Origin of the sequence: Entomomonas sp. E2T0 (assembly GCF_025985425.1) — a bacterium.
Classification (GTDB): Bacteria; Pseudomonadota; Gammaproteobacteria; order Pseudomonadales; family Pseudomonadaceae; genus Entomomonas.
On sequence record NZ_CP094972.1, the window covers coordinates 2801226 to 2819229 of the forward strand.

Annotated in this window: 2 protein-coding genes; one reads left to right on the top strand and one right to left on the bottom strand. The window is 32.2% G+C overall.

What is annotated here, in order from left to right; translation table 11 throughout:
- Window positions 1-1270 precede the first annotated feature (1270 nt).
- Complete coding sequence (locus MTZ49_RS13450) at window positions 1271-1540, bottom strand: hypothetical protein (protein ID WP_264745966.1); 270 nt, start codon at window positions 1538-1540, stop codon at window positions 1271-1273.
- A 1524-nt stretch (window positions 1541-3064) separates the two neighbouring features.
- Here MTZ49_RS13450 and MTZ49_RS13455 point away from each other — a divergent pair.
- Window positions 3065-17950 carry a non-ribosomal peptide synthetase gene (locus MTZ49_RS13455; protein WP_264745967.1) on the top strand — a complete coding sequence of 4962 codons (14886 nt, stop codon included), beginning with the start codon at window positions 3065-3067 and terminating at the stop codon, window positions 17948-17950.
- Window positions 17951-18004: the final 54 nt, after the last annotated feature.

Here is an 18004-nt window from a genome sequence, read left to right on the forward strand (position 1 = left end):
ACTTTTTTATAAATATACTGCCATATTCTTTTAAAAATCTGCCGAATAGTTTGCTAGCAAAACGATAAAGAGTATTTTTTATTAATACACACATTTATGTCATCTTTTTAACTATGACAGTTAAATATCATATATGACCTGTTAATTTATTTTTAAATATTATAAAGTTAGTTATCGTAATGTAGACTAACAAACGACCTAACAAAACAATCTATTATTACCAATGTGTCATATCAAATATATTACTTTATAATGACTTATATCAATATTAAATTAATGAAGCTAATATGCAGATAAAACAACCATTATTTTCGATAACTTTTACCTAAATATCATACTATTTTAAAAATACACCAAAAAATTAAAGTAAAAACATACCTCCTCTATAATGCTATTCACTATAATTAAATTCTTATCGACTAACTCTATTAAATCAAACTGATCTATTAACGTATGTTTTAGTAATTAAACAGATGTTATATTAAATATATCAACTATCCTTTTTCTCTTTTCTAATTCTGGCTTAACTTTTTACCACCATAAAGCTATGATAATCATTCACTGATTAATAGGTATCATTTATGATCGACGGATAAGTGTTCATACAGTAATCCTTATTACACATAAGGATTTTTTCTGTAATTTAATTAACTTGAATATAACAAATGCTGAATACTTTATTAATTATTTATATGATTATAGACAGCATGCTTTTTGGGAAGGTTTGCCTAGCCGTAGTTATAAAAAAGCACTATTAGCTAGGGCTTCTTGTCAAGTTGATAATTTTACTTCAAAGGATATTAAATCACTTATAAAACTTATTCATACTCATAAAGAATCTCTGGACATGCTACATTCACACTAAAAACTCTTTGTCTACCAAATCCGAAAGGATTATAGCCCGGCAATATGACCTCTTTGTAATAACAAGTTTTAGAATTCAAAAATGTCGTCATTTGACCTGTAAAAATTAAAGCTCTCAAAGGTTAGTGCGTAGATTTTTGCGCGATAGCAAATCCTGATATAAAAGTTAAAGCAAATAACATTATCATATATTTTTCATATCAACTCTCTCCATAGATATTAAAATATCTATTTAATATGACAATAAAATTTGGCAAACAATACTATACATTCATATAAGACACTTATTAAAATAAGAAATTTTATAAAACCTACTCCAACCATTAAAAATCATGACTATTTTAAGGAGTAAGTGATGACAACCAAAGATAAAAAGCCTCTAAATAAAGAGGCTTATAATTGTATATTACCAGTTAACCCATCTTGTTGGTGGACAAAATTGTGGTTTGAAAGGAGCATTCGCTGTATATGTTACTTGTGTGATAATATCTCCGCCACCAAAACCTTTATTTGTGTGCCTATAATTACATATTCTATAATTGGTTTTTTTATCAAAACTTTGTGATTCATATTGACTATAAATCCAACCCATATTATCCCATTGTACTGCTGCAAACGCTTGCATAGATAATAAAGAACAACTTAATGCAAATAAAACAATAATTATTTTCTTCATAATATCTCTCCTAGAGTTTCCTTTGAAGCAAAAAACACTACAACCACCTTTCCATTCCAGTAAAGCATATATGAACAGGATATTTTACTTTAGTATACTTTAGTCTAAGAGCTTGTTTTATCATTTACCGATAGACCTCAAGCCTTGCAGCACAAGTTTTTCACAACTTATTACAGCAGCACTTGAACGTAATATGGCTATTCTAATTGACAACGCTTACTATGCTCTTTAGAACAAATTCACCACCACTACAGTAATGCTAGAAATAATATAACCCAATTACTTATTGATATCCTCGACTCCCCATCTGATGCTATCTGCTCAGGTACATGTAGTTCCTATATGAGATTCCAAATTCCACCACGTTTTATTCAACAAACCAACCAAGAATCCCACCGTCACCCTTACCTCAATGCATGTGTTCTACCAGCATTATAATTTTCAGTGATAAGACTTCATATTATGAAAGTTCAAGTAAAAAAACCAATATTAATACCCATAATTATTATTTTAATTTTGATAATAAACTACTTAATATGGAGTCGTATACATAATCAAAATTTTGGTGAGAGTTTTGTTACATAAAAGCAACTAAAATCAATATATCAACTAAACTAGCTACACATATTGAACAAATACTAGTAAAAGAAGGAAACTTTGTTAAAAAGGATCAGCCATTCGTTATCATGCAAACAGACATTTACAATATATTATGCTAATTGCTCCGACAACTCACGTTGTAAAATTAGGTCAAGCTATTTTATTCCAAGGTGCAGGTATTAAAACAGTATAGGTGCCTTTTTTGTGGTTAACTATTTTAGGTCTTAGTTTTTCACTTTTACACTAGCACGTTTTAGAAAAACCATAACTCAAATGACATAACCAATTAAATTAACATGTTACCTATCAAAAAATTTAATTACTCCAACTTAATTAATTATAGACCTATCTTTGCCAAAAAAGCTGACAATTGCACGCTATTTACAAACCTTTTCTTTAGTAAAATATTACCTAATATATTAATATTATTACTATATTATACCAAAGTATAGTTTTGTATTATCTTTTAATTGGTATCCTTAATAACAGTTTTTAATAGGAATATAGGGAGTATTAGGATGATCAATAAAATTAATGAAAAAACTTTTTATTCATTAATAAAAAAAGGACTAAGAGATAAAAAAACACTATCATTATTTATTTTAAATAATAATCACTCAAATAAAAAATTCTATTTTTTTATAAAATCCATTAACAAAATATCCTCTCTTTATCACTATATACTTTTTGAGTATCAATATATCTGGCTTATCAAACCTACAATGTTAAGGAAACTATTTAGTTCTGCATATAACCAGACCTAAGAAAATCTTTCCTCATTCGCTCAAACTAATACTTTAAATAATTCTTGGTTTTAGCAAAACATTATCCAATTTCTTTGATATTAGCTTCCGTCATAAACATGATAATTACATTGCATCAATGTGGCTTTATTATGTCTTAATGTTTATAGGTTATAAAAAAATGAAAAATGTTAAACTAACCCCTTATCAGTCAATTTTCTATTATGAGTGGTTATCTAATCCTTTGCGCAGTGATTATAATATTGTGATAGATAATACTGTATTAGGTAAAATAGATGTACAACGATTTGCTGACTGTTTTAATAAAATATTTAATGAACATTTTATAACACGCCATACCATTTCCAATCAACCAGAAGGCATATGCTGGATTCCCTCTCCCCCTATTAAAAATGCTATTACCTATCATGATTCGCCGCTAACTGATGATGAACTTTATAACATCGTTACCTCTCCCTTTAATTTAGAAAAAGATCTTTTAGCAAGAATACATCTAATCAAATTAGCTAATGAACAATATCGGATACTATTCGTTTTTCATCATATTGTTGTAGATGGTATTAGTACCCAAGAAATATGGGAAAAGATTCGTAAAAATTATAATGGCATTAATTATGAAATCCCTACTCTTGAAACTCAAACAGAAATGCATCAAGGACTTCATAATACCTACCAACATATACTCACCACTCAAAAAGAGCAAATGGAATCGTTCTGGAAAGAACATTTAGAAGAAGTACAAAGCATTGATTTATCTTTTTTAAAAACAACCAATATTGTCCCTAAAAAACAAAGTATACCTTTTATCACCGAGTATTTATTTAGTTATGATGAGCAAGTAGATAAGCAACTAAAAACTCTACGTCGTAAATATAAAATTACTACTTACATGTTTGGCCAGTTAGTAATGGCTTTACTACTGCATAAAATGACAAGACAAACCAATATCCCTCTTGTTTATCCAGTTGCTATGTTAGAAGGTAAAGATTTATTTTATGGTGCCCATGTTAATACATTATTAATTAATTACCATTTTGATGATAACACCACCTTACAAGCTGTTATTAATAACATTACCAAATACTATAAAGACCTTAAAAAATCTAGTGGTAAGTATTTGCCTATCTACGAGATTATGTCTTATGTTGATAATCCTAATATTTTAGATATTGCTTTTGTACAAACCTTTTTCCGTGACCATCAAACTCATCTTAATGGCATTCATGGCGAAAAAATAAATCATGAATTACAAATAGACTTATCTAATAAATTAATTTTTGAACAGGAAGAACATAATAATCATATTAATTATCGCGTTAAATTTGATGATCAACAATTAGATAAGCACCTTGTACAACAATTTATTCAGCTATATCAAAAACTATTTATTCAATTGCTAGACTATCTGGTCAATGACCTTACCCATACCCTAACAAAAGATATTGACTTATTAGATAAAGAAACCTATCAAGCACTAATCTATTCTAAAAACAATACTCAACAACCCTATGCTAATGATAAAACCGTTGTTCAACTATTTGAACAACAAGCTCAAAAAAATCCTGATAACATTGCTGTTATTTTCAATCAAAACAAACTATCTTATGAACTACTCAATCAACAAGCAAACCAATTAGCTCATCACTTACAAACCACTTACAATATCCAACCTGACGACCTCATAGGATTATACTTAGATCGCTCTGAACAAATCATAGTATCTATTTTAGCTATCCTTAAAGCGGGTGCTGCATATGTACCTATGGACCCAGAAGCGCCTGATGAACGTAATGGCTTTATTATGCAAGATGCTAAGCTAAAAGCTATCATTACTCAGGAGCATTTCCAAAGCAAAGTAAATAATTTAGCGTTATCAATACCTGTATTATGTATTGATCAACCAGCTTTTGTGGATTCACTAACACAATATCCAACGCATAACCCTGTAAACACTACGACCCCACATAATTTAGCCTATGTAATTTATACCAGTGGTACTACAGGTAATCCAAAAGGCACATTAATTGAACATCATAATATAAATCGCTTAATTATTAATGCTAATTATGTAGATATTACTGATACTGATCGTTTATTAAGTGTCTCTGGCTATCAATTTGATGCTTCTACTTACGATATTTTTGGTTCTTTACTTAATGGTGCTGCCTTAGTTATAACCAGTAAAGACAATTTATTAAATTTAGAACAATTTAATAAAGTAATTGATGACTATAAAATTACTAATTTCTTTGCTACCACTACTTTTTTCCATACACTCGTTGATGCTGAATTAACCAATCTAGCTAAATTAAAGTATGTATTATTCGGTGGTGAAGCAGTTTCTGCAGTTCATGTTAATAAATTTAGAAAACTTTACCCTCACGTAAAGTTAGTTAATGGTTATGGCCCAACAGAAACTACTACATTTGCTGTAGCTTATCTCGCTAATCAAGCAAATGCTCCTTTTGATCATAGTGTTCCCATTGGCGTACCCCTCACTAATACGACTATTTATATATTAGATGAGCAAATGCAGCCTGTTCCTATTGGCGTTATAGGGGAACTATATATTGGTGGTGCGGGTGTTGGTCGTGGTTATTTGAACAACCCTGAAATGACAAATAAGGTATTTATTAATAATCCTTTCCAAACCGATCAAGAAAAAGCTCAAGGCTATAATAGCAGGTTGTATAAAACAGGGGATTTAGTACGTTATTTAGCAGATGGTAATATTGAGTATATTGGCCGTAATGACTTCCAAGTTAAAATCCGTGGTTTTAGAATAGAATTAACAGAAATTGAAGCTCGCTTAAATAATCATCCTGCCATAAAACAAGCGACTGTTTTAGCCTTAAACAGTGCTACCAATAATAAATATTTAGCTGCCTATTATGTAGCTGATAAAGCCATAGCTGATAATGAGTTATTGAATTATCTACAGCAGTTTTTACCTGATTATATGTTGCCAACTGCTTTTGTTCATTTACTTGCTTTCCCAGTAAATATGAATGGTAAAACTGATCGACGTGCCTTACCTACCCCTTCATTAATTACTCAAGAGCAATATATAGCACCCAGTACAACCATTGAACAAAAGATAGTTGAAGCATATGCGGAATTATTAGGTATTGCAAGTGAAAGTATTAGTATCACTGATGACTTCTTTAGATTAGGTGGCAATAGTATTTTAGCCATTAAATTAGCGAGTAAGTTAGCTAGATTATTTACTAAACAGATCCATGTGGCTGATATTTTTGCTCATCGCTCTGCACGTACCTTAGCTGAATTTATTGATAATGTTAAGGGTGAGCAGATTTCTATTATAGCCCCTGTAGTTGATAACCCTCAACAACAATTATTATCTTTTGCACAAGAGCGGTTATGGTTTATTGATTCTTATGAAGGTGGCAGTGATGCTTATAATATTCCTTTAGTATTTAAAGTAAACCCTGTAGTTGACTTTAGCCTTGTGGAACAAGCCATTATAATAGTAATGGAACGCCATGAAATATTACGCTCACTAATTAAAACAAATTCAGCAGGACTGGGTTATCAACAGGTAATGGATTTACAAACCATGCCTATTGTAATTCATCCTAATCTATGCCTTTCACAACAAGACTTACAAAGTACTATTTATCAACATATCCATCATATATTTGCTTTAGATACAGAATACCCTATTTTTATTAACCGCTATCAATTAGCGAATGAATGTTATCTAGCGATTGTTATCCATCATATTGCCTTTGATGGCTGGTCTCTTGATTTATTTATTAATGAATTTATCCAAGCTTACCAGTATCTTGAAGCCCTGCAAAAAGGGGCTAATGAACAAGCTAAACAGTTAGTATTACCAGCCGTAGAAACCCAGTATAAAGACTTTGCTTTATGGCAACGTCAATATTTACAAGGCAAAGTGTTAGATGATCAATTACACTATTGGCAACAACTACTCGCTGACTATGAACCATTAAATTTACCAATAGATCATGTACGGCCATTAGAGATTGATTACAAAGGCCAAGATATTCATTTTGAATTGGATAGTCAATTAAGCCAACAGTTAAGAACGTTAGCTACGAATTTAAATGTTAGCCTATATACTGTACTACTCAGTGGTTATTATCTGTTATTAGGTACTTTAAGCAGTCAAAAAGATATTGTTTTAGGAACACCTATTGCAGGAAGGCATTATCAGGCTATTGAAAATACTATAGGTTTCTTTGTAAACACCTTAGCACTAAGACAACAAATTAAATCTGAGCAACAACTAGTAGACTTTATTAAACAAACAGGACAATTAGTTAGTGAAGCCCAAAAACATCAGGATTTACCTTTTGAAAAATTAGTAGATGCTCTGCAAGTTGAAAAAGATGCTTCAAGACATCCTATTTTCCAAGTAATGTTTGGCGTACAATCATTTGGTAGCTCTCAATTAAAAGCAATTAATGGTTTATTGGAACATTATCAAGTTGAAGATACACAGTATCAAGTAGCTAAATTCGATATTACTACCACATTAGATGATTCTAATGAAGCAATTACAGGAGTATTTAACTACGCTACTTCTCTATTTAATAAACAAACCATCGAAAATTACATTACTGTCTATCAATGTATACTTAAACAATTTACTAACTTGTGTGAAGAGCAGCAGGCTATTGCCAAATTAAAATTCTTAAATACAGAAACCTATGAAGAATTAATTTATCGTAGAAATAATACTCAAAAACCCTATGCAAATGATAAAACGGTTGTTCAGTTGTTTGCACAACAAGTACAAAAAACACCTCATAATACAGCGGTTATCTTTAATCAAACTAAACTATCTTATGAGTTGCTCAATCAGCAAGCAAATCAATTAGCACAGTATTTACAGACTACTTATCAGCTTCAGCCTAATGATTTAGTTGGATTATACCTTGATCGCTCAGAACAAATTGTTGTCTGTATTTTAGCTATCCTTAAAGCGGGTGCTGCTTATGTTCCTATGGATCCTGATGCTCCCAATGAACGTAATGGCTTTATCATACAAGATGCCAAACTAAAAGCCATCATTACTCAATTGCACTATCAAGATAAGGTAACTTCTTTAGCCATAGACATCCCTGTATCTTGTATTGATCAGCCAGCTTTTGTAAATACATTAGCACAGTATCCAAGCACTCCCCCTATTATTGATACTACTGCCCATGATTTAGCTTATGTTATTTATACCAGTGGTACTACAGGTAACCCAAAAGGTACGTTGATTGAACACCATAATATTAATCGTCTAATTATTAATGCTAACTATGTTGAGATCAACGAAAACGATCATTTATTAAGTATCTCTGGTTATCAATTTGATGCTTCTACTTATGATATTTTTGGCTCTTTACTTAATGGGGCTAGTTTAGTAATCGCTACTAAAGATAATTTCTTGGATTTAGAGAAGTTTAATCAGTTGATTGTTGATTATCAAATTACAAACTTCTTCTCTACCACTGCTTTTTTCAATACGTTAGTAGATGCTAAATTAACTAATTTAGCTCAGTTAAAATATGTATTATTTGGTGGCGAAGCCTCTTCGGCCATCCATGTTAATAAATTTAGAGAATGCTACCCGAATGTTAATTTAGTTCATGTTTATGGCCCTACAGAAACGACCACTTACGCTACAGCCTACTTAACTAATCAAGCAACTGTGCCATTTAAACAAACAGTTACCATTGGCAAACCTCTGACTAATACAACCGTGTATATATTGGATGAACACCTACAGCCTGTTCCTGTTGGCGTTATCGGAGAGCTTTATATTGGTGGTGCAGGTGTGGGTCGTGGTTATTTAAATAACCCTGAAATGACGAATAAAGTCTTTATTAATAATCCTTTCCAAACTGAACAAGAAAGAGCTCAAGGTTACAATAGCAGGTTGTATAAAACGGGGGATCTTGTACGTTATTTAGCAGATGGTAATATTGAGTATATTGGCCGTAATGACTTCCAAGTTAAAATTCGTGGCTTTAGAATCGAATTAGGTGAGATTGAAGCACGTTTAAGTAATTACCCTAGTATTAAACAAACTATTGTTTTAGCCTTAGATAATAATATAGGCAATAAGTATTTAGCTGCTTACTATGTGGCTGATGAGGCTTTAGATAATAATGAATTACTAAATTATTTACAGCAATTTTTGCCTGATTATATGTTGCCTGCTGTTTTTATACATATGCATGCCTTTCCTATTACCAGTAATGGTAAAGCGAATTATAGGGCGCTACCCAAGCCAGTATTTACTAATGCTAAAAACTACCTAGCACCAACTAATAATACAGAACTTCTATTTTGTAATACATTTGCTGAAGTACTGAGATTACAGAATGACACTATCAGCATAGAAGATGACTTCTTCAAATTAGGTGGTGATAGTATTAGCAGTATTCAATTGGCTAATCGCATTAGACAATCATTAAATTATTATCTATCTATTAAAGATATTTTTACTTATCGTACAGTTAAAGCGTTAAGCGACCATGTAATTAAAAACCAAGATAATTTAATACCTACTATTCAATCTGAACAAGGTATTTTAGAAGGTAATATTCCTTTAGCACCTATCCAACAATGGTTCTTTGCTAATAGAGAATTAGGCAAACTACCTGCTTATCATCATTGGAACCAAGCATTTTTAATTAAAGTACCAAAACTTAATATTGAATTACTACAACTAAGCCTTAGTAAATTGGTTGAATATCACGATATACTGCGAGCTACTTATCAAGACGCCTTGAATGGCTATTATCATTCAACTATCACCGTATTACCTTTTGATCATATAGATATCAAAGGCTTTACTGAAGCACAAATTACAAAACAGTTAACCCAATGGCAAAATCAATTTAACTTTACTGAAGGCCCACTCTTCCATATAGGTTATCTTGAAGGTTATGCAGATAATAGCGCACGTATTCATATTGCAGTCCATCATTTAAATATTGATGCAGTGAGTTGGCGAATTATTAAAAATGATCTACAAAAACTTTATCAGTACTTTAGTGAACAAAATGCATCATTAAATAATGCCATTGATCCTAGCACTATTTTAGGTGATAAAGGTACTAGCTATCGTCAATGGATTAATAACCAACAAAATTATCCAATTGTTACTGTACAAGGCTTTGATAATGAACAAGACTATTGGCATGAAATAGTTAGAGGGCTAGATAATTATAATCAACAGTTAACCTCTTATCGGACTGATACACTTAATAAAACTAAAATTCAACTATCAAAAGAACAAACGACGGTATTGCTACGTGATATAAATAAAGTCTATGGCACAGAGATAAATGATATTTTACTCACCGCATTAGCCAGTGCTTTAAAACTTGTCTTTAATCTTAATCAGCATTATATCCACCTTGAAGGACATGGCCGAGAAGATTTATTCAACGATATTGACATTAATAATACTGTTGGCTGGTTCACCTGTATGTACCCTGTTAAACTTGATGTTAAAGAGCAAGGAATTGTACAAAATTTACCTATTATTAAAGATTACTTAAGAAGCATTCCACATCATGGTTTTGGGTATGGCGTATTAGTGGGTTATACCAAACAGCCATTACCTGCTATCTGTTTTAATTATTTGGGTCAATTTGATAGTGATGAGCAAAGCTCATACTGGACATTCAGTAATGAAAACTCAGGAATAGCGATGTCTCCAGACAATCGCAATACTGATTTCTTAGCATTGAATGGTGGCATCCTAAATGGACAATTACAATTCGCAGTGGAAGGCTATTTAAATAGTGCACAGCTTGAATATTTTTCTGTTGCCTTTACTCAACAGTTAGAATGTTTAATTACTGAGTTATTACTTCTAAATCGTAGCTATTTAACTGTATCAGATACTAATCATGTAATTTCTAAAAATTTATTAGATAAAATTCAACACAATAATGAAATAACTGCTATCTACCCTGCTAATAGTTTACAGCAAGGCTTTATATACCACGCAATTGTCCAAGGTGAATTAGATAATGCTTATCGTATCCAGATGATTTGGGATTACCACAATGCATTACAAACTGATTTACTTCATAAAGCATGGCAACTTTCCCAAGCTAAACATCCCACATTACGCTTAAGATTTTCTTGGGATGAAGATTTTATCCAAATTGTTGATAAAACCAATAGCTTTGGCTGGCAGTTTATTGACTTAACTGATCAATCAGAAGAGCAACAATTATCTACTACGGCCAATTTATTAGAAAAAGATCGTCAAATTAATTACAACCTCTCTAAAGGGGGATTATTTAGAATCTATCTAATTAAATATAAAGAGCAACATTACCGTTGTATCTTTAATAATCATCATGCCATTCTAGATGGTTGGAGTATTCCTATTTTAATGCAGGATGTCCATCAAAATTATTTAGCACTACTTAACAATCAACCTATTAATATACAGGAAGATAAAAGTTATTTAGCGGCGCAAGCGTTTTTACAAGCACAAACACATAAAACAGACGAGTTTTGGAAAAATTACCTTAATCAAGATAATCAAGAAAACTTAGAAAGTCTTCTTAAGCCAGAGATGCGTCATATAAACTTAAATGAACATCGTTATATTGAAGACCCTCAAGAACTTTCTATAACTATTGCTAAACAGCAAGGTGAAAAACTTATACAGTTATGTAAAACACATGAGTTTACCTTAAATGCATTGATGCAATATTGTTGGCATCAACAACTAAGCATTTATGGTAATACAGATATTACAACACTAGGTATGACTGTCTCAGGTAGAAACCTGCCTGTTGATGGCATAGAAACATCAGTAGGTCTTTACATTAATACCCTACCCATTACCTTAGAGCATACTGAAGATACATTAATTAGTATTGTTAAAAATTTACAAACCCATATTAATAATGTAAATAATCACAGTAACGTAAGTCTTACAGAATTACAAAAATCTGCTAATCGACTTTTTAACTCATTATTTGTTTTTGAAAACTATCCTGTTTCAGATAGCAACAATGAGCAACTTAAAATAATCTTTAAAGAAGGTAAAGAAAAATTAGACTACCCTCTAGGTATCGTAGTTTATGAAAAAGCAGGCGAAATTAACTTTAAAATAAAATATGCGGGTGAGCTATTTAATCAACAAACTATTACTAGGATCTTACAAGGTGTTGAATTAACACTTGAACAACTACTTAATAATCCTAATATCCATGTTAACCAATTAAAACTGTTAACAGCACAGGAACACACCCAACTTATTCAAAATCAAGTAGCAAAAACTGTACCCTTTACTCAAAACAAACTGATTAGCCAGTTATTTGAAGAACAGGTTCAACAAACACCTAATAATATTGCATTAGTATATGAAGATATTCAATTCACCTATCAAGCATTAAATGACTACACCAATCAATTAGCTAATTATTTAAGACAACGGTTTGTTATAGAGCCAGATGATTTAATAGGATTATATCTTGATAAATCTGAGCATATGGTCATCAGTATCTTAGCTGTACTTAAAGCTGGTGCAGCTTATGTGCCTATGAGCCCACAAACGCCTGTTGAACGTACTCAACTAATGATTACAGATACACAGTGCAAAGCGGTATTAACTAATCAGCACTACTATAGTAAGTTAAATAGTATAGTCCAAAATTATAATACTGAAATAATAGATATAGATAATCCAACATTAATCAATACACTAGTAAAATTAGATAAACAAAATATTATTAGCCAAACTCAAGCCAGTAACTTGGCTTATATTATCTATACAAGCGGTACTACAGGCCTTCCCAAAGGTGTAATGATTGAGCATCATACATTGGCCAATCTTGCTACAGTACAACAAGATATTTTAGATTTAGCGCATTGTGATCTACAACACAAACCTAAAAATGTACTCTGGTATTCCAGTTATGTATTTGATGCTCATGCCTTTGAAATTTACAACGCCTTATTGAATGGTCATTGTTTACATGTTCTAGCAGAACATAAACGGTTAGATTTTACAGCCTTAGCTACTTATATAAAAGATCGCAATATAGACTTTGCTTTTATACCACCTGCTTTACTAGATAAAAATGAAACGCTACAACTACCTGTTTTAACGGTAGGTGGTGAAGCGACTAGTAAGGAATTAGTTAATCAATATTGTCAACAGGGTGTAAAATTAATTAACGTATATGGCCCTAGCGAAACTACCGTTTGGGCAACTGCTCATGCTTACAAAAAAGATGATATTAATACCAATATTGGTCAACCAATTCATAATGTTTGTACCTATATCTTAGATAAATATTTACGGCCAGTACCTACAGGTGTGATAGGTGAGCTTTATATCGGTGGTGCTGGTGTTGGTCGCGGCTATTTAAATAATCCTGAAATGACTAATAGTGTCTTTATTAATAATCATCTGCAAACTGCTGAAGAAAAGGCTCAAAGTTATAATAGTAGATTATATAAAACAGGTGATCTTGTACGTTATTTAGCAGATGGCAATATTGAATATGTTGGCCGCAACGACTTCCAAGTTAAAATTCGTGGCTTTAGAATTGAATTGGGTGAAATTGAAGCACGTTTAAATGAATACCCTACCATTAAACAAGCTATTGTCTTAGCATTAGATAGCACTACAGGTAATAAATACTTAGCCGCTTACTATGTAGCTGAGGAGTTTATAACCGACGATGAACTATTGAGCTACTTACAGCAGTTTTTACCTGATTACATGCTACCTGCTGCATTTGTTCATTTGACATCCTTCCCTGTTACTATCAATGGAAAAATTGATCGCCATGCCTTGCCTAAGCCATCATTAATTAGCCAAGAGCTATATATAGCCCCTAACACAAAAACTGAACAACAGTTAGTAGAAAGTTATGCAGAGTTTTTAGGTATTGCAGCTGAAACTATTAGTATCTCAGATGATTTCTTTAGGTTAGGTGGTAATAGTATTTTAGCGATTAAGTTAGCCAGCAAAATTACTAGATTATTCGCCAAACCTATCCATGTAGCTGATATCTTTGCTCATCGTTCAGTGCAAGCTTTAGCAAAATTTGTTGAAGAGTCACAGGGTGAACATGTTTGTATAGTCGCTCCCGTTATTGATAATCCTCAGCAACAACTATTATCGTTTGCCCAAGAACGCTTATGGTTTATTGACTCTTATGAGAATGGCAGTAATGCTTATAATATTCCATTGATATTTAAATTAGCATCTTCTATTGATCTTGCTATTCTGGAACAGGCCATTATAAAAGTAATCGAACGACATGAAGTATTACGTTCTGTCATTAAAACTAATAGTGATGGCTTAGGCTATCAGCAGATACTTCCATTAGCTACTACTCCTTTTGTGGTTGATACCTTTATATGCTCCTCACAAGAAGATTTAGATCAACATATTTACAAGCATATACATCGCGTATTTAAGCTAGATAGAGAATTGCCTATTGCTGTTAACCATTATTTACTAGGTAATGATAATTATATCAGCATGATTATTCATCATATTGCTTTTGATGGTTGGTCAATAGAACTATTGATTAAAGAGCTAACACATTATTATCAATACCTTACTGCCCTACAGCAAGGAAAAATTGAACAAGCGGAGCAATGGTTATTACCAGCTATTGATATTCAATATAAAGATTATGCTCTATGGCAACGTCAGTATCTACAAGGTAAAGTATTAGATGAACAACTACAATATTGGCAACAACAATTAGCTGATTATCAACCATTAAATTTACCAACTGATTATGTACGTCCGTTACAAATAGACTACAGTGGTAAAGATATTAATTTTCAGCTAGATGCTAAACTCAGCCAACAACTACGCTCTTTAGCTGCTGAACTCAATGTAAGTTTATATAGCGTATTATTAAGTGGTTATTACCTATTATTGGGTGCTTTCAGTAATCAACAAGATATTGTCATTGGCACACCTATTGCAGGAAGACATTATCAAGCTATCGAACAAACCATTGGTTTATTTGTTAATACCTTAGCATTAAGACAACAGATTTCAGCTGAGCAAACACTCGTTGAATTTATTCAACATACAGGGCAATTAATCATCGATGCACAAAAGCACCAAGATCTACCCTTTGAAAAACTAGTAGATGTTATGCAGATTGAAAAAGACTCCTCAAGACATCCTATTTTCCAAGTTATGTTTGGTGTACAGTCTTTTGGTAATAATCTAACAACAGACACAGAACAGTTATTTATTCCTTATCAAGCAGCGGGTACTGAGTATCAAGTAGCTAAATTTGATATAACCACCATGTTAGATGACTCTAAAGAAGCTATTACAGGTATATTTAACTATGCTACACGGTTGTTTGATGAACAAACCATAATGCATTACATTACTGTTTATCAATTCATACTTGAGCAATTTGCTAGTTTATGTGAGAAACAACAAACCATTACACAACTAAACTATTTAAACAGAGATACCTTTGCAAAAACCATTTATCAATGGAACCAAACGCAATGCGATTATCCTAAAAATATGACTATTCATGCGCTTTTTGAAAAGCAGGTGCAAAAAACACCTAATAATATTGCGATGGTGTATGAAGATAATCGCTTAACTTATCAACAACTCAACCAAAGCGCCAATAAGTTAGCTCACTACTTAAGAGATAACTTTGCAATACAAGCAGATGATCTGGTAGCACTTTGTTTGGACCGCTCACAACATATGCTAATTAGTATTTTAGCTATCCTTAAAGCAGGTGGTGCTTATGTTCCTATGGATCCACAAGCCCCAGCTGAGCGTATTAGCTACATGCTTGCAGATACTAAAACCAAGGTCGTTTTAACCACCAACACAAGTTATGATAAGGTCAAAGCATTAGCGACTACAGATCAAGTAGTTATTAATTTACAAGCACCAGAAACAATACTTGAAATTACTAATTACAGTAGTGATGATTTAACAACAGTAGCACAACCTAACAACTTAGCTTATGTTATCTATACCAGTGGTACAACAGGCAATCCAAAAGGTGTAATGTTAGAACATCAAGGCGTGGTTAATCGTATTGTTTGGATGCATAATCAATATCCTATCACCGAGCAAGACCATATCTTACAGAAAACTAACTATACCTTTGATGTATCTGTATGGGAATTGTTCTGGGCAAACTGGTATGGCGCCTGTATTGTTTTTGCACATCCAGAACTTTATAAAGATAATCTTTATTTAGCTGAGTTAATAGAACGCGAACAAGTAAATGTATTACACTTTGTACCCTCAATGCTAGTAGCTTTTGTTGAAACATTAGCCACCCAAACAGAATTACAATCTAAAGTACAAAACTTAAAGTATTTATTCTGTAGTGGTGAAGCACTAAATCTTTACGAAGTTAAAAAATGCCATAGCTTGATACCTAATTGTGAAATACACAATCTATATGGTCCTACTGAAGCCACAGTAGATGTTTTATATTACGATTGTAACAATCCTGATATAACTGATGTACTAATTGGTAAGCCTATTGCTAATACATCTGCCTATATTCTCAATGAACAACTACAACCTGTTCCTATAGGAGCTGTTGGTGAGCTATATGTAGGTGGTGATGGTGTCGCTAGAGGCTATCTAAATAACGCTAGCCTATCCGCTGAACGTTTTATTGCTAATCCTTTCCAAACAACAGAGGAAAAACAGCAACACTATAATAGTCGTATTTATAAAACAGGCGATCTTGTTCGTTCTTTACCAGATGGCAATATACAATACTTAGGACGTAATGATTTCCAAGTAAAAATCCGTGGTTTTAGAATTGAATTAGGTGAAATTGAAGCACGTCTAACACAATACCCAGCAATCAATCATAGTATTGTAATAGCATACGAGCATTCATCAGGCAGTAAATACCTTGTGGCTTACTATACATCACCACAAGAGATTGACTCACAACTACTACACGACTATTTGCATAAAAATTTACCTAGTTACATGATACCTAGTTACTTTATGCATTTAACTGAACTACCTATTACCTCCAATGGAAAACTAAATAGGAGAGCCTTACCAAAGCCGAACTTTACTGAAACCATTACCTATGTTGCACCTGAAAATGCTATTGAAAATACCCTCTGCCAAGTATTCTCTAGTGTCTTAAAAATTTCAAATACTGAAATTAGTATGCTAGATAATTTCTTTAAATTAGGCGGTAATAGTATTTTAGCAATGTTACTAAACAATAAAATTAACGAAGCTTTTAAAATTAAACTACGTTTAGTGGATATTTTAACTACCAACACTATTCGAGAATTAGCTATAAAAATTGCCAATGCTAAAGAGCAGTTTAATCCGATAATGCTATTAAATAGTGCCCAAGACAAACCACAAATGTTTATGATTCATCCAGGTCTGGGAGGCTGTGAAGTTTACAACTCCCTAGCCAATAAATTGAGTGGACATCATTACTGTTATGGAATTGATTCATATAATTTCTATCATGAGCAAAAAATTGATGATCTAACTTTATTAACTCAATACTACTTAGAGCATATTGATACAATACTTAATAAAGATGAACCCATTACCTTGCTCGGTTGGTCTTTAGGTGGACAAATTGCATTAGAATTAGCCGCTAATTTAGAAGCAAGAGGTATAAAAGATATTAAAGTTTATCTACTGGATACATGGCTATTAAATGAAGATGATTTAAAACTAAATGATCAACCCATTGATCTTATCAATATAATGGAGGAACTAAATATACCTGCATATTTAAAACCCAAAGTAAAATCCATGATGGAGATTGATAATAAACTTTCTGTACAACCTTTATCGAACAAGCTGAAAAAAACTCAAGTTGTATTATTTAAAGCTAAAGAAATTAATGGTTCTACAGAACTCTACCAGAGATATCCATTAAATAATATTGATGCTTATATTACTTATCCTAATCAACTACAACTTGTAGAAATAGACTCTAATCACTACAAAATACTTGAAAAGGAACAAGAGATTATAAGCTATATCACTGAATTAGTCAGTTAATCACTTTATTCCATACCCCATCAAACAATTACTTTTTGTTTGATGGGGTTTCTT